Consider the following 18189-nt stretch of genomic DNA (forward strand, 5'->3'; position numbering starts at 1 on the left):
TGTTTTATTTTAAAAATCACTTATTGATTTTAGTTGGATCAAGATTGGTTGGATCAAGATTGTTAGGCTCTGCATCCAATGTGGAACCTTTAAATATATTTGATGCAACTTCTGAAAGATTTGGACTGCCTAAAGCATAGTTTCTATTAATCCGCCCTAATATACTTTCATTATTAGGGGTCATTGCATCATCTACACTTGGATTTTGTTGATTCTTAGTCATTTCATCTAAGGTTTTGTGAATTTCCTTTAATGCATCAGACATAAACTTTTGAGTTTTACGATTATTTATATATTCAATCAATTCTGCATCCGTTTGTTGTTGCTGTTTTTCAAGCTCGGCACGTGTAGTAGCGACAGCGTTTGGATCACGGTGTCTTGCATAATTTGTTTGAATTTGAGCCTGTCCATCTTTTAATGTTTCAATTGCTTTTTCATGCACCTGTTGAATTATCAGCAATTGTCTTGCTGCTTCATCATGGTCGCCTTTCGCTTGGGCTGCACGTAAATTTTTCTCTGCGTCAGAGAGATAGGTTGTAAAAGATTCATCCAAAATTCCACGATCAACGGCTGCTTGAATAACAGCATCCCCATTTTTTTTAAGGGTTTCAGCTTTTTCTCTATAGAAATCTTGAACTTCTTTTTCAAGTTGGTCATAGGCAACAGGATTAAGGTCTTTTGCTTCTAAAACTTCAACACTCCGAATATTTTGATGACTTAAACCAATAGCAGAAACAACAGAATGTTCAATTTTTCCTGAAAATGTATAAGGGTCAAGCTTCCCTGCTGTTTCATCAACCAACTTTTCAGCCTTAGATGTATCCACAGTCGGGAGCGATTCTTTTAATCTATCTATATCGTTTTGAGTGTTTTTAGCTAAATCAAAGTTAATAGCATTTGATTCATTTAAGCTAGAAGTGATGTTGTTTCGACCATATACAGCTTCGTATGCTTTAAATGCTATTTCAGAATTACCCGAAGTCATTGCAGCGTAATAAACCGCAACAGCATTAATTGCTTCCTCATTGGTCATACCGCCTTTAATAGCGATACTGCGGGATTCTTGAATCTTTTGATCCCAATTTTCAACATTCGTATGACCAATTTGGTTTAGCATAGCAATATTTGACTTCACCATTTGGTGATCGGGGCTAAACTCACTTACCATGCCACCTATAGTATTTGCTGATGCGCCAATAGACACTAACTCTGATTTGATTTCAGATTCTTTAATTGAGAGTTGCTCTAGTCGTTTGACAATATTTTGAGCCTGTATAGATTGATTAGTTGCTGCTGAATTACTGCTTGAATTTACAATATTTTCAGCATCCGTTGCTGATCTAAACTTATTCTTAAGGTCACTATTTACTTGTGTGTCGAGCCTATTTCCACTCCATTCAAGTTTTTGAGTATTTTCTTCTGAAACATTATCAACTTTGGAATTACTGAATGAGTATTGATTTGGGTTGTTTGGATCATCACCAACTTTATTTAGGGATGCGCCCATGATACCCCGCTTGTCTGTTCTAACTTCGCCACCAATTTCAGCAGCAACACCTATCGAAAAACCGCCATCTTCAACATCAACACCCATCTTTCTAAGTAATCCACGTACCCCTTTTGCTTTTGGTTTCGGGGTTCCTGTGCCACTACCTTGTGATTGATTGCCATTTTTATTATTTTTGTCATCGTTAGCTTTTCCAAATTCTGCATGAAGCCCTGCGTTAGCAGCTAATTGAGCATCTACGCCACGTGTAATGGATTGATTTTTTTCTTGCGCTACAGTAAGTTCTTTTTTATTAGGGGTATTCGTTGTTGATCTAGTTGTTGATACATCTAACTTGTCATTCCCACCTCTATCGAAAGCCTGTTGAGATGTTTTTACATTTTGATCAGCAGTATGACGCTCACTACCCGAAGCATCCGAAGCTTTATGAGCTATAGTTTTATCCGAACTATTAGACAAGGCTTGTTGTGAGCTAATTAGTAATTTACGTTCTTCACCAATAGACTTAAGCTCACTCTCTAGCCGACTTCTCGCTTCTGCCGATTTCAAGGAAGCAGATTGCATACCCATAGTTGTAGCGGGTGTATAACCATTCTTAGCAACAAGGCTTGAACCCTGTGCAATCGCATGGCTACTCATTATTGTTGGCGAATTTAATTTTGCACTATAAGTTGCCCCTGCGGGATTCACTTGTTTCGTAAAGGCACTCATTGCCCACATCATTCCACCAAACAACATTGTTGTGAACATTGGAATCATACCGATAGCATTATTCGCAACAGATAGCTTGGTTGTCACAGCATCATATAATTGAGGTGCGTCAGCAAGTGTGAGAACAGCCGTAGGATTTCCTTGCTTAAGCAGAAAAATAGCCTCTTGCATGGTTGATTGAGAGTAGTAATTGATAATAATGGCGCAAGGAATCCACAAATAGTTTGATGTAATAAATATCAAGTAGCCTGTTACTAAGCGGAAACTTCCCAACCCTTGCAACATAATCATAAAAACAACTAAAGGGAAAAGTAAAAAGCCGATTACGACCAATATGTTTTGACCATTCCGCATGTTTTTATAAAAGCTTGTTGCTGTTGCTGCTGATTTTTCTTTCCATTGCTCGTTTGATGTAATAAAGGTTGTACATTTGGCTATGCTTGCTTGATCAAACTCATCAAGACAAGCTGACGCTGTTTTAACTAAAGGATCAAAAGTTACGGCTGTTAAAAAAGCACGTGACTGATCCTCACTCATTCCAACGATTTGTGAAACATATCGAGTAATGTCTGAATCTGAATATTTCACAGGGCTATTATTCGTATTTTTAAGAATAGTCCCTTTATTATTAAGGTCTTTACTAAGGCGTTCAGCAAACATATTTTTCTTGAAATTCATGCCAAGTAAGCCCGATGTATCATTATCACCTGTCATATATGCATGAACTGCACCCTCAATAAGAACGGCTGCATCACCACAACTTACTGTCTTATTTATAACTTCCCCCGCTTGTGTAATCGGGACAGAAACAATGGCATCCACCTTAGATATGCTATTAATGACATACTTAAAAGAATCAGGGTTTCTTTGATATGCCATAAAGCTAAATTCAGAGTTTGAAGCAAGGCAACCTGAATAAATAGTATTAAATGCTTTTTGAAGTAATGGGTTGCTTTGGTTTAGGTCATTGTACTTTATCGCATTTAATATTTGTAACGGTGTTAGAAAACCCTCATCAGTTAATTTGCCCGATGTGGTTGCTTCGGGATTTATTGGGGATACATACAAAACAGCTTCAAGGGTATCTGCAAGAACCTTTGCAATACCACTCGATACTGCTGCGGGTAACGCTAAACCAAGTGGGATATTGTCAATTTTTTGAGGGGTTTCCGTTCTATATAAATCATCAACAATGATAGTTGCTTTAGGAATAGTCAGTACCATGTAGATAATTAAGGGCAAGAGCAACGTCTTAATATCAATATGTTTATTAAAGACCGACTTATACAGCATGATGGTTAGTAACATGACAGAGCCAAAAAAAGCCCCAAAACTTAAATTCATGGCATTATCACCATGAACAAAATCGCCGTTATTAAAAAGCAACGCTATTCCGTTAAGTATTTCAGCAAAAAGTGCGGTATCGCCAAGACTATAAATTGTAAATTGCATACCTCACCCCTTATTGATCAATTGCATTTGTGGCGATATTCACAAGATTCATCATTCCTGAATCCCAAGACTTTCTACGGCTTTCTTCTGAATTGAGGTCATTGATAGTTTCTTTCCCTGCGGAAAATGCTGCCGATCTATATTGCTCAATTTCAGCCGAGTATTTGGCATAAAGTTCAGGACTGCTCTGTTTAAGTTTTGCAAGCTTGTCATCAATATTTTTTTGCTGTGAATTAATGCCACTTTCAATCATTGATTTAGCATCTTGTTCCAACTCACTGAACTTCTTAATCTGCTCTTTTCTAACTTCATCACGCAATTCTTGATCTTTAATATTCTTTAATTGAGAGAAATCCATACCGCCATTTTCAGAGCGATCTTTTAAGTCTGAAATGATTTTACGGTACTCATCTTCTTGCAATGATTTAGATGAATTTCCCGCACGATCAATAGCAGCCATTTCGTGATCACGACTAGCAAGTTCTGTTTCATTAACATTATTCGTTAGGTTTTGTTTAGCAAGTCTTTCTGCATCTGTGTCGGGATGCTGTTTTAAACGCCATGCACCCAATAAAGCATCACCCAACTCACCATAGGTTGTTTTCGTTTTATTGTTGAGTTCTCTTAATTTGGAATCATCACGTGGAACTATCCGAGGCGTACCATCCTTATCCTTAGTAACAGAAACACCAAATTCTTCGGCAACACCCTCTTTAAACTTCTCAATATCCTGTTTACCTTTCGCTGCATATTCAGCAGCAAGACCTTGATTGCTGAAACTTTCTGCATTTTTTATACTACTAGGGATTAAGTCGGGAGTAGCACGATTCACATTTTTAATGACAGGTGCGCCATTCGCTTTTTTAGCAACCAAAGATTTCATTTGTTGATCTTGATGTAGAAGCTGAATAGCAACACCATCGGCATAGGTGATGCGTGTTACATAACCACCACCATGCTTATCACCTTTAGGTTTTTGATAATAGGTTTCAATATTTGAAATAGCTACATCAGAGTTGTTTACTAACTTGGTTCCTTTTAGTATTAAGAAATCAGTTCCCATGTGGTTACTAGATGCGTTTTTAACATCCCTTAAACCAACATCACTTGTTATCTTCCAATCGTTTCGGTTTAACGGTTTTCCAACTTTACCAACCCCGATACGAGCAAGATGCTCATTGCTAATACGCTGTCCTTTTAGTTTGCCATCATATCGAATGTCCAAGTGAACACCCATTTCTTTTTCAGCTAAAGGGTTTGATCCTGAATTACCAACAACCCCTAAAATTGTTCCTTTATCCACATCGTTAGCGTAATGGGCGATTAACTCCCCATTTACAGGTCGCAACCCTGTTGAAGCGGAACTTGTTTGAAGTTGCTGTTTAGGTGCGTTAGCAAATTTTTCTTGTTTTTCTAGAACTTTATCAAAGGCATTCTGATAGTCATCAAGGTTTTTCCACCCCGAAGTTGATATAGAACCATACTTAGCGGAAGCAGCCCAAACAATATAATCATCACCAATTGCTCTATGTTTATCTGCTTGTGATGCTTTCTCACTTTCCAATATCTTATATGCGCTACTCCATCCCTTATTATTGGATTTAAGTTCGTTCACCATAAATTGAGCTTGAATATTTAAAGATTCTTGTGATTTGCGATAAGTCGTAAATCCACCAATCTTACCACTTTCAAGCATCCCTGCTTTTTGCATAATAGTATCAAGTGCGATTTTACGCCCCTGATTCCAACTAATAAGCCCCGAGTTATAAAAATCCTTGAGTTTATCTTTGTGTGAACCAAAAAGGTTTTTTTCTAAAAAACTTGATTCTCGACCAATTTGAGCAATCATAATTCGGGCTGCACTAGCTGAAAGACCTGCATCTAAAAGAGCGTTATAGGTCATTGCCATGTATCGCTCTTGTTGGCTTCCCATCACTCGAAGATGACCATGCATCAACTGTCCATTAGTCGGTTGTGAAAACTGCATTGCTGATATGTCGGGAATATCCATTCCATCCAAATTGCGACTTTTAACAAACGCCATTTGTCTGTCATGGTCTTTCGATATGAAATTATCCCAATCAATATTTTTATCATCAAATTCGCTTGGATTAGGTATGTTAATTCTAATACCTGTCATTGCAAACCAAGCATCAGCCCCAAATTCACCGCCTAATGTCATAGCAGCTAGGAAATTCTCAACAGCCCGACTTTCTGCTTCTTGTGGTAAAAAACCCGCCGACTTAATCATTGCTTTTGCTTGGGTTACTGCTTCTTGCCACGCTAAACCTTGTTCTTCTTGTGCTTTAACAGCCAAAGCCTCAAGCGAGTTTGATATTTCAGGCATACGTGAGATACGAGCAAAAACATCTCCCATATCTAATGTTGTTGTAAACGCTGTAGAAACCTCTTGCTGAATGGAACGCTCAATACTGTCAAGTTTAGCTTGAAGCTCTTTACGTTGCATTTTTAAACTTTCAATATTACTTGTGGTTTGACCATCGGAAGTAGTTTGTGAAAATACAACATTTTGAGAATCATTTTCTGCATGACCACTAAGTATATTCGATGTTGTTTCACCTTTTAAATCACGATTTATGGTCTGATTGGCTCTAGCAATTGGTGCATATTCAATTGATCCGCTTTCACTTTTAGGGGTTGAACGATGCTGATCCCCTTCAGTATTAATTCTGCTGCTATTATCTTGCGAACCTACAGATATATCCAAAAGAGATAGTGATTTAAGTTTCTTAAAAAGACTAGCTGCCGATGTACCACTATCTTTAGGTTGTTGGTTCTGCTGTCTTGAGCTGATCTGATTTAGACTTATTGGGGCAATCGGTGTAGAGCCATCAGTCGGGATTGTTGTTGTTGATTGTTGTTGGTCGATAGGACTAACTAACCCACCTTGCACATCACCAATATGCACCCCTGCTCTTAATCGAACCCAATGTCCTGAATCAAATTTTTGTTGATCTGTTGAAATGTCACCTTTTTCCCCTGCATCACCACTACTAATTTTAATTGCAAGAACATCCCCTGTTTCCTTAGAGATCAGATATGACATGCCATCTTGCACGGTCACTGTTGTCTTGCCTGAATGGTCAAAGGTGTTTTTTAGGGTGGATGAACCCGCTAGACTTTTTGCTTCTGCATGGTCGATAGAATCATTAACAGACTGCATCTGTGATTTTATCTGCGCTTTTGTCGTTTGTAGGGATGATATTTTTGCCTGACTTGCTGCATACGATTTTGTCACACTACCATCAAATGCTGCACCGCCCGATTGATAGTGCATCTGTTGCACACCATTTGATGCAGCCATAGATTTACTACTAACAATCGCTGTTGGTGCTTGAAATGTTGGTGTGTTTTGCGATACATCGTAGTTTTTACCACCACCCGCATTCCAACGGTTCATAATCGCCATAGCCCCCATTGTCATGCCTGAAAAAAACATCATGCAGAAAACAGGAAGTGTGGCTAAAAGCCCATTGGCAAGTGATAGTGCGTTACTAATCGCCTCATAGAATTGACCGTAATCAGTGGTAAGTAAGACACTTGATAGATCGTCTGTACCTGTCTGTGAAAAAGCCCGAATAGTGGAACCAAGTTTTACATATATGTAAAAATTGATACAGGTCGCCATTGGTAGCCATAGATACACACTCGCAAGGTACATCAAATAACTAGCGACAGGTTTAGCAGCATTTTTCCCCATATACATGATTAAAATAACAATCATTGGAAAGAAAAGAATAGCAATAATAATTAAGACATTTTGACCATCTTGAAGCACCTTAACCATGCCTGTTGCAGCAGCAGCATTATCTTCCGCTTGTTGCTCATTAGCCATAATCCAAGAGGCACACTGACTTGTGGCTGCCGAGCTATACATGCCTTTTTCACGATCAGCTTTAACTTGATCAAGAGTTTCTTTTGACGCACAGTTTGATGCGCTACCTAAAGTTTGATTTAGTAGTGTGTTTAATACGAATTGCTGTCCACGTGCAGCACTAGAATCTGTAATTTGAGCAAAGTTCTTTGCTATATCTTCGGATGATCTAAATTTAACAGGACTGCCCGATTTATCCATGCCTTGCATTGCTAATGAAACCGCTTGGGCGAATGTGCTTTTAATTTGAGGATCGCTAGAATCACCCTGTACATAAGCATTAAATGCTTTGGTAATTTTATCCCCCATTTGGCTACATGAATAATTCTTATAACCATCTAATTCATTCATCCCAACGATACCGACAGATTTTTCACGTAAAAAATTAGTGAAATAAACAAAACTATCAGGTGAGTTTAGGTATTCTTGTGGGTCGAAAGATGAATCATTCGCAATACATGCCTTATAGGTATCAGTGACCATTGATGCAAGATACGGACTACTATCAGCAACGCTAACGTAACGCAAAGCATAAAGTGTCTTTAATGGTGAAACAAAACCATCTGTTAGAAGTCTAGGGCTGTTCGGAGTGCTATAGGCTTTATCAAACTCTCGGGAAACAACATAGGCTGCACCGCTTGCAACAGTCAAGGGCATGGCCAACCCAATTGGAATGTTGCTTACGATCTGCGGGTTATCCACGTTGTAAACATCAACAACTTTTAAATCTACTTTTGGCCCTGTAAGTAATATGTAGGCAAACAGAGGTAAAATTAGCGTGGATATATCCATCTTTTTGCTAAATGCTGCTTGATACACCATTATGCTCAACAGGATAAGCGCACCAAAGAACACACCAACACCCAACCCCATAAAAGAGTTGCTAGAGAAGAATGGGTCTTGGAATACAAGAGCAACACCCTCTAACATTGTTCTAAAAGTTGATGTGTCGCCTAGTGTAAATACCGTGAAAGCAGAATCAGCCATAAAATGTTTTCATAATATTTTGAATGCTTATATATTATATAATTGTTCTAATTTTATAAATGTTTAATTTAAATTAATCCTAATGATAATTTATTGTTTATTTCTTTAAATAAAAAAAAGCCGTGATAAACACGGCTCTTATGAAAGTTTATTTTAAAAATGATTGTGGGAATCAAAGTGATTCGTTGAGTGCGAATCAGAATGAAAAGAATCATGTCCAAATGTAGAACCATGATCAAAAGTACCATCGGTCATGGAGTTTAAGAAAGAATGCTGATCATCACCAAATTGACCAAAGAAAGGGTCGCTAATATGCTCGTAGAAGAACCCATAACCCAAAACAACACTTTCAATATCCATAACACTAAGTCTAGATAGATTATTCAGGCTTCCGAACACGCCGTAAGGCGTAAACATGCTGTAGCCAAAAATGTCACGATCAAACCAATCATCATTTTTTGCAAGCGTTGGAGTTGTCGGCTTGTTCTTGTTAGCCATGTTTAATTTGATGCGATTATTCATTACACCAAAACGCATATTGCGATTAATACGTGTTGGCAACATGACCTTGCTTTGCAATTCAGTTTGGCTAGTACCATAAACCAATTTAAAGTATTCATCCTTAGTAAAACCAAGTTCTTTAAAATCAGCTAAAGTCGGGGTACTACCATCTGTATTACGATACAATCCATCTTTAAGAGTAAAACCTTTCGCCTTTAAAGCTTCGGTATTATCGTCAATAGAACGAGATTGTTTGCTGTGAAAGATTTTATTAAAAATGCTCATATTATCCCCCTCTATTAACTAATGGATTAAGCAGTTAAAATCTTATATATATAATATCATCGTTTTTTCCAATTAAAAGCACGTAACATTCAATATTTGCTGTTATTTGTATATTAAAATAAAAAAACCCTCATTTAAAGAGGGTTTCTTGGTTTTTAGTGGTGAATAAAACAATTAACTTTTTTCTTTCACTTTATCTCGAATTTGGATTCGACCTTTATCAAAGAAAACTTCGATCTTTTTAGTTCCACTCTTACTGCCATCAATATCAAAAATTGGTGCAACATGAGTAATCGTCTTACCGCTTAAAACAGATTTGATCTGACTTTCATTGAGTGGATCACCACCCTTAATTCCTGAAAAGAAATAATGATCACAGACAGAACATGCGTAGCGAGTTCCTGTTCGGACGTATTTACCCTCACAATTAGCGGTACTCACACACTTAAGATCGGTTTCAACTTTATCTGCGTTTTTAGCAAATTCTAGATCAACCTTTTTCTCGGCTTTATTTAAAACCAAACTTGCTGAAAATGGAGTACCCTTGCTTGATACAAACCCTGCAATAACTTTGGTTTTACCTTTGGTAATCAAATCTAGTTGATCACGGTCAGATAGTTTTTTCTTGAAGCGAACCGCCCAAAAAACGATGCCACATTCTTTGTTTTCACAAGAAATACCGTTAATAGTGGATACCATTTTACTTTCACAAAATGGACATGGAGCCTCATACTCATCACGTGGATAATAGAATTGAACTTGGTATTGTCCGTTTTCATCCTCAACGAGTTTTAGTGCTGCACTAAACTGATCATTCGCTTTCTTTTTCTCACCCTCTTTAGGTTTTCTGTGAAAGCCATTCAGTACGTGCGTCACTTTATTGTTGATCAATATTTGTAGATCAGTATCTTCAATCTTACGCTGTGCAACAATTCTAAGAATTTGGAACTTACAATTAATAGAGGAACATTTTACGTGTCGAGCCTCTAAGTTTAATTCTGAATCACATACAGGACATAATGCCCCTTGTAATTTCATACTTGGAATGTCGCTATACATCTGCTTAAACTTATTCACAAACTCTGTAACAACGCTATTTGTATGATCCACAAATATCTGTGATTTTGTTACGTCATTGCGAACATCATCAAGCATCATTTCCCAATCGGCGGTAAATTCAGGTTGAGTAAGTGCATCAAGATTGTTTTCCATCAAGAAGTCGATAATCTGTGAACCAAGATCAGTCGGGGCGAGTTCTTTATTTTTTCCAACTTCTTTAATCAACGCTTGGCGTGTGCTGTTTTCATCATTCGCTAGAAGTTCAGCAATAATATTACTTCGTGTTGCGGGTGTTCCAATACCACAGCTTTTTAAAATATTCTTCTGATCGCCCTTGAGTGATCTTGAGATATATTTCATTGCATTAAGCAATGTACCCTGTGTGTAAGGTAATGGTGGTGTAGTAGTTCGTTCTTCCAAACTTACATTTTTGGTTTTAATGTCTTGAGGTGAATCAAATGAAGGTAGGGTATCCCCCTCTTTATCTTCACTATTACTTGCTTTTGATTCCCCAAGAAGCTCACCAAGCTCTTGCCAACCTTTATCTGTGATTACTTTACCAACGGTACGAAATGCCACATCGTCAATAAAAGTGAATCGGTCTGTTTGGTTGTATTTAACAGGGGGTAAGAATGCTTCTTTAAAACGCTTCACAATGAGATAGTAAATTTTCTTCAAATCAGCATCAGCAAGGTGAGGAATAATACCTGTTGGAATAATTGCAAAGTGATCTGATACTTTTGCGTTATCAAAAACATGCTTGCCGACAATACTCACTTTCGCACGTTCTTTTGCTTTATCTGCAAGAACAGGGATTGGTGATGTACCCTCTTTTTCTTTAGCTAGTTCACCAAGAATACGCTGACACTCTGATTCATAATCTTCGGGCAAGTGTGTTGAATCTGTACGAGGGTAAGTAACAGCTTTATGTTCTTCATATAGCTTTTGCACAAGTTCTAAAGTTTTATTCGTGTCGAACTTATACATCTTGTTGGCAAGTGTTTGGATTGAACCAAGATCAAATAAATTTGGTGGACGAATGGTTTTGGCAACTTGTGTTTCTTTTACATCAGTCACCGCTTTGCATATATCGCCGTTGTGACATTTTGCGATAACTTCTAAAGCTTTGGCCCGATCCCAAAAACGAGTGTTACTACTACGCTCATCTTCTTCTGAATCATCAGCATCTTCTTTGGCTTTAGTTTTATTGAGTTCAGTGTAATTAACCCATTTGCCTTTGTATTTAATGCCTTTAGCTTCAAACTCGGCAAAGATTTCCCAAAACGGTTCAGGAACAAAATTATCAATTTCACGTTGCTTGGCAACAACAAGTGAAAGTACAGGTGTTTTTACACGACCAAGCGCAACACGTGTGCTATCCCCTGATTTTTTAGATAACACTTGGCTTGCAGCCACACTACCATTTAAACCAACGATCCAATCCGCTTTAGAGCGATTCCATGCTGCTTTGTTCAACCCCTCATATTCAGATGCGGGTCTAACCTTTTTGAATGCCTCAACCAATGCCTCTTTACGCATTGACTGAATCCACATCCGTTTAATAGGTTTGTCTGAACCAACTTTTGCATAAATCAGGCGAAAGATATATTCCCCCTCACGCCCCGCATCACAAGCATTAATAACTTCCGTAACTTTCGGATGCTCAATCAGGGTTTTAAGGTTGTTAAAAATATCTTGTGAGCCTTTGCTTGTAATGACTTCAAGCGACCATTCATCATCTTTAGGAATAACAGGCAATAGATTGATGTTATTTGGAATGTTATGCGTTAAATGAACCACATGGCCACGTGACCATGAGATTAAACAGTCAGTATTATTGGTAAAAAATGTTTTCGATTGCGACTTTGTGAAGCCACCAAGAGCTTTAGCAATTTCCTCTGCTACACTTGGTTTTTCAGCAATAATTAACTTCATCTAACTACTCTCTACTTAATTGCTAAAATCTTTAAATGGGTGGACTTCACCAACATTTGAGATGTTATTCGGGTATAGGCGGTACTGCCGACCATTTTCATCAAAAATAACGAAGCCTTCTTCCTGTCCAAACCAATCAAAATCAATCACATCACCGAGTAATAAGGACTTTCTTATACTGTAGGTGTTAATGAAATATGCCTCATTTCGATTAAGTGATAAGTTTGATTTCTTGCTGATAATTTTCTTATCGTGCAAAAAAATCATGGTTTGGATTGAACGATCCCAAGTTGCATACTTAGGAAAATCAATCACCTTTAATGTTCTGTATTTGGAATTGGTATTAAAATTCCAATTCCCCGAAGTAAATTCACCATCACCAATAAAACTAGCGACCTGTACTGAAAAGGTGTAAATATCTGACTGTTTAAACAAGTCATAATTGAAAACAATAATTGGCGAAAAACAAAAAGCATTGTCCTGAATAATGTACGATCCAATATTCGTGGTGTCGGATAAATCTTCAAAAAAAATATCAAGCTGAACCTTGTGTCCATTATTATTATGTTGGATTCCTTTTGATAATTTTAATATGCGTTGTGGAAGCGCATATTTTGAACGATATGACGACTTTACAACAAAATATTGATTTGAACCCTGCAAGCGATACATGCCTAGCTTCTGCATGGTGTAATCATTTTTTTCGCAAAATTGAGTAAACGCCCGCATGTAGTTTTCTTGGAAACGATTGTCGTTTGGATTTCTTGGAAAAGCGCACACAGGAATATTATTTTTTTTAAGCACAATCACAACATCAATGAAAATTGAATCGGCTATATCCCGATTATCATCATTAATGTGAATATTAAAACTTTTTGCGCTTTGTTTATATTCTTGATAGTCGTTCCACATAAACGTAAAGTAATATATAAAAGTTAATTTTAAGTATAATTAAAAAAATATTATTTTAAAAACATTATTTAAATAAATATCCAATTAATTATAAATCAATTGGATATTTATGTGGGTGTGAAATTAACTTTCAGGGCTATCAGAGTGACATTGATAATTTTTCAAATCTTGCCAAAAATCCACGTTTCGGCTCAAGCCATACGGTGTTTTTGCGGGAACTTGAGTGACCGTAATTCGGGTTAAAACATCAATACATTGGGCGTGTTCGACCTTGCCTGTATCATCATCAGTATATTTTTTTAAAGGATATACTTTCTCAATCGTGGTACTGACATAAACCTTACCTTTTGTAGATTTGGTGAAGTTTAAAATTTCCTCTGCTCGTTTCCCTTTGAGTTCCGCATGTAAGCTGTTTCGGTAAAAATATTGAAGCTTACTTAAATCCGCAACTTCTTCAATCGTGGCATTTTTAATAGTCGGGGTTGGGGTATCGCCCTCACGAACAAAATCCGAAGGGGTTAATTTTGTATTTCGTCCTGATTTTAACCATTCAGCTAAAGTCGGTTTGAATAGGTTATTAAAAAGAGGCTCCCCACCACCTGTTTGCAATGGGGTAGATGTTACATCCTGAATCTCACCTTTAAATAACTTATCAGCACGAACACCAACACGAGGATCGGCAACGCCTTTGATTGTTGATTCTTTAACTGTCGTGGTTTCAGCTTGAGCTAAAGTTGTTCCCATTAAAAGAACGATAGTCGCTTTTAAGATTAGTTTTTTCATGGGTTCCCCTGCGCTTGTTTTTGCTTCTCAAGAAACTGTTGAATCTGTTGATCGCCCTGATCCATTTCAGCTTGTGAAACTTTTTGATTCGGTGTAGTTGCTTGTGGATTTTGGATGGTTTCAGACATATAAGTTTCATCCTCAATCTTATCGTTAGGATTACGACTATTAGCAATCTGATTGATATGAGCCTGTCCATCTGACGCTTGGCTGAATGCACGGTATGGATCATCAGCAGTTAAAATATCTTGAGCGTAGTTACCCGAAGTAGTAATTGCTGATTGGCTATCCCCGATTCGGCTTTGGTTACGTTGTTCCCAATATTCCTTAGACTTAGCAGCACTTGCATTGGCTTTGGCTGTGATCTCATTTACAAACTCGGACAAGTCCATTTTTGAAATGTCGATTTGGTTAAACTCTTGTAAAGTAAAGCCCTCACAAACAGGATTCTTGGCTGAACCCCACCCTTTAAACGTACCAAGTTGTTTGCGCCCCTCAACATTGATAATTCGAGCAAGTGTTGAGTTGAAGCAGCAGTACGATTTCTTTTTAGTTCGGCATAATTTAATAAAACCAATCTTTACTTTCTTTGAGCAGTATTCGCCAACATCAACACAAAGGTTTGCACCTCGTCTAAGGGCAAGTGATTTTTCTTCCTCTGACATATCAGATTTACAAGTAAAGAAGGCTTGCACAAAACCCAATGCTTGTTGTGAAGCAAAAGAGGATGGTGAGAACATAAGTTGCATACCAACACTACCAATTTTAATAGCATTGGCTAGGTTCCCCGCACCACCTGTTGCACCTGTGCCTGTACTGCCTGTACCTGTACCTGTACCTGTGCCATTATCTTCAATTGGATCATCATCGGATGGTGCATTAGGGTCTGCGGGAGTTTGATCGCCAATAACTTGAGTGTAGTTTGCACAGTCCGTATAAAGCGAAGCATTCGGCCCTTTACAAATGGTTGTTGCTGCTTCAATACATTGTTCTTGTGACATGGTAGGCGTACAAATAGGTTGGGTAATTTGTGTTGTACCACCTGTGGTTGTGCCTGTATCGTCTGCCATTGCGATTGATGATAGACCAAACATTGAAACACCAATGACACACGCACTTAGATAATTTTTATTAAACATTTTATCGCCTCTTAATCCTTAGTCGTTTGGTGTGCCATTGTTCGGAGTTTTGCTGTAACTATTGAATGAAGATTGGTCGCCTGTAGTTGTTTCAGAAGGCGAATAACCATATCCCATTACCGTAACAGTTGATGCGCCACCATTTTGCATAGCATATCCACCCGCTTCGGTATCAACCATTGCAGCAGTACCTTGAAGCATGTAGTTCGCTTCATTTGGTTTGTACAATGAATCGTAAACATAAGGGTTTGATCCACCTTGTAGGTAGTTGTCCTGATAAGATGAGCTTGGGTCGTTAAACTTATCGTTGGTAATCTTGTTGGCGTTTTCAAAGACCTGATCATTAGTCGGGTTTACGTTTTGACCACTACTATTTTGTGCAACAGGCGATTTTACCTCACAGCATTTCGCCAAAACCCCAAATCCACGCATTGAGCGACATTTACTTGCAACGCCGTTGAAGATTTTAAGATTGTTTAAATCCATGTAAGTCGATGCTTGTTGGCCAACTTGTAGCAAGGCAAGAACGTATGCCATATCACCATCTTTTTCATCACGGTCTTTTGGTTGCACGTAGCAGTTATCGCCTACACAAGTCTGAACAGGCTTACATAAAGAACGTCTAGCTGCGATTTCTGCATCATATTTTTGACGCTCATCAGCAGTTAAATTAGCGGGATCAACAGGCTTGGTACATTGATAGCGAGTTTCATAACGAACACAGCCTTTAAATTTGTTCCCATCTACGTCATATTCTTTTTCTTCAAGGCATGTTTTAGAGGTGATGTTACAACTTTCACTTGGCTCTGTTGGAACAACAGTACAAGTTGATTTATCCTCATAAAAGTCATAACAGGTACGCTTGGTTTCCCAATTCCAACAATCTCGGGTAATTGGTTGTCCGTTGAATGTGCGAGTTTCTTTAGGCTCGGTACAAACAAGAGATTCAATGCATCGTGCGCTATCAGTTAATGGTTTAATTGGTGGGCGTGGCAAGTCTGTAAAGGTACACCCACCCTCTGAATATTCAAATAACGCACCAATCGCTGCTTTTGCGGGAATATTATTGACCAATCGAACCCGAATAGTATTTTCACCATTTTTAAAGTAACGACCTACATCAATGTCGGTGTTATAACCATTAACACCACCACCAACACGACCAAAAATTTCTTGGTCATTCACATAGATGTACATATTGTCATCATACTTAACATATTTAAGTCTGACACGAACCTGATCAGCGTTAGTAAGATTAACTTTAAATTCCCAACTTGCATCAGTCGGATATTCTTTAGCAGCCCAACTAAAACCAAAAGTTTTATCCGTTTTAGTCACGATCACAGGTCGATCCTGACGAACAACTGTAAAAGTGTCACGGAAATTATAGGTGTAGTTACAGGTAACACCCCCACCTGAACTTGAATTTGCGGGGGTATCTGCATTTGCAAACTGAAAGCCACCAAGTACGCACATGGCAAGCAAAGTTTTCTTTAACATTGGTTGTAATTTTTTCATATTAAAGCCCCACGTTGCTCATTGTGCATGTTGTTTGCCAAGATTCTTTGCACATACATCCTTGATATGATGTTGGGTTGATCACCATATTAATCGCTGCCCCTGCGGGGCCATCGTAGTTAATTAGCTCAACGCTTAATGTGTTTTGACCAATAACCAAATATTGTTTTACATCAATATTTGGATTAATTGTCCCTGCGGTTGTTGGAAACTTTTGGGTTGCGATTACTGTGCCATTCAAGCGAATCGTGATTTTATTATCGACATAGAAACTTTGCAGAACCATATTGACTTTATCAGGGTTGCTTACAAGGAAGTTAATATCCCAATTTGTTGTTGAGCCACGATTATTCCCATCATTCCAACGCTCATTAAATGAAAAACCATTATCTGTGCTTTGAAAACTACTAACTCGGTTACTAGATGATGAAATCTTAGCTGTTCCATGAGGCATACCCGCAATACATTCAGGTACATCACGCTGACCTGTTGCACCCTCACCACAACTCACCACAAGTTTTTGAGTACATAATTGGTGGCGACCTACGCCACTTGTACTACACGTTTGGTTTTTAGTTGTTGATGTTTTTGGGGTGAAGTCACATGCGTAACTCATACTATTGGCTTTTGTTGGGTTTCCAACAGAGCTATTAATCTTTGAAACTTCTGTATTGGTTGTTTTGTTTAGCGAGGCTCTATTTTTTACATCGGCTCTCAATTCATCAGTTTCAGAAAGACGATTTAATAATGCTTTGTCGTTAGTATTAGTTACAGTACGAATTGTTAAACATTGGTTTGCTAGGCTACGTTGCTTTAAGTCGGTGCTATTCGACATTTGATCTAATTGTGCATCCGTGTATGCCATACACTTATATTTAAAGTCATACCCTGCATCGGTTGGAATTACTTTGGTGTTATAGGTTGCTTTAAGGTCATTTACATCAACATTTGACCATTGGTTTGTAAGGTCTTGAACTGCTTTTTGTTGTTCTGCAATATCACGTGTGCTGTTATAGCTAGATGGATTATCAGCCCCCTCAATCTTATTGATCCCAAGCTTCTTAGTGGAATCTTCATCTACATTGGCAATTTTTTCGCCGTTTTCGGATTTTCTCACCACCTTTAAAGCGTTGTTTACAACAGTATTTTGTTGGTAGCCACTTTGAGTTACGTTCTTACTGTCACGGCAATCTTCCGTTCCATAATCAGAGCCACATGCGACCAACTTATCTACATCTACACCCAATTCTTTTTTTGTGATACTTGAATCATAGTTCAACTTCTCTGCATCTGTAGCAGAAAAAGCAGTCGGGATTAAGCATGATAAACTAAGGGCAAGAAGCGTTTTCTTGTATAACATTATAAGAACCCAACAACATAACCAATAAAAGTTATAATATAAATTATTTGGAATGTTTTATAAATATTAATATTATAAAAATATAAATATTACTTTAATGTTTAATGATTTATTTTCTTTATATTTATTTTTAGTTTTTTTATAA

9 protein-coding genes are annotated in these 18189 nt (G+C 37.8%); all 9 read right to left on the reverse strand.

All coding sequences use genetic code 11. The annotated features are described in order from the left end of the window. Positions 1–16: 16 nt before the first annotated feature. Positions 17–3670 carry a conjugal transfer protein TraG N-terminal domain-containing protein gene (locus ACSC97_RS01050; protein WP_436658817.1) on the reverse strand — a complete coding sequence of 1218 codons (3654 nt, stop codon included), beginning with the start codon at positions 3668–3670 and terminating at the stop codon, positions 17–19. Positions 3671–3680: 10 nt separating this feature from the next. Beyond that, a complete protein-coding gene (locus tag ACSC97_RS01055) occupies positions 3681–8552 on the reverse strand; it encodes a conjugal transfer protein TraG N-terminal domain-containing protein (RefSeq protein ID WP_436658819.1) in 4872 nt (1623 codons plus the stop codon). A 153-nt stretch (positions 8553–8705) separates the two neighbouring features. Next, the gene (locus ACSC97_RS01060) at positions 8706–9338 is read right to left on the reverse strand and encodes a hypothetical protein (RefSeq protein WP_436658821.1); all 633 of its coding nucleotides are present in this window, start codon (positions 9336–9338) and stop codon (positions 8706–8708) included. Between the two features lie 174 nt (positions 9339–9512). Next, positions 9513–12332, reverse strand: a complete 2820-nt coding sequence (locus ACSC97_RS01065; protein ID WP_436658823.1) for a DNA topoisomerase — start codon at positions 12330–12332, stop codon at positions 9513–9515. A 15-nt stretch (positions 12333–12347) separates the two neighbouring features. Further along, positions 12348–13244 carry a hypothetical protein gene (locus ACSC97_RS01070; RefSeq protein WP_436658825.1) on the reverse strand — a complete coding sequence of 299 codons (897 nt, stop codon included), beginning with the start codon at positions 13242–13244 and terminating at the stop codon, positions 12348–12350. A gap of 123 nt (positions 13245–13367) precedes the next feature. Beyond that, positions 13368–14027, reverse strand: coding sequence for a hypothetical protein (locus ACSC97_RS01075; RefSeq protein WP_436658827.1), 660 nt, complete (start codon positions 14025–14027; stop codon positions 13368–13370). Further along, positions 14024–15166 carry a conjugal transfer protein TraN gene (gene traN / locus ACSC97_RS01080; protein ID WP_436658829.1) on the reverse strand — a complete coding sequence of 381 codons (1143 nt, stop codon included), beginning with the start codon at positions 15164–15166 and terminating at the stop codon, positions 14024–14026. Before traN (ACSC97_RS01080) ends, ACSC97_RS01075 begins: the two co-directional genes overlap by 4 nt. Positions 15167–15184: 18 nt before the next feature. Then, positions 15185–16684, reverse strand: coding sequence for a conjugal transfer protein TraN (traN, locus tag ACSC97_RS01085; RefSeq protein WP_436658831.1), 1500 nt, complete (start codon positions 16682–16684; stop codon positions 15185–15187). A gap of 1 nt (position 16685) precedes the next feature. Then, a complete protein-coding gene (locus ACSC97_RS01090; RefSeq protein WP_436658833.1) occupies positions 16686–18044 on the reverse strand; it encodes a hypothetical protein in 1359 nt (452 codons plus the stop codon). Positions 18045–18189: the final 145 nt, after the last annotated feature.

The sequence above is a fragment of the Acinetobacter sp. P1(2025) genome, from assembly GCF_051390655.1.
GTDB classification, from domain to species: domain Bacteria; phylum Pseudomonadota; class Gammaproteobacteria; order Pseudomonadales; family Moraxellaceae; genus Acinetobacter; species Acinetobacter junii.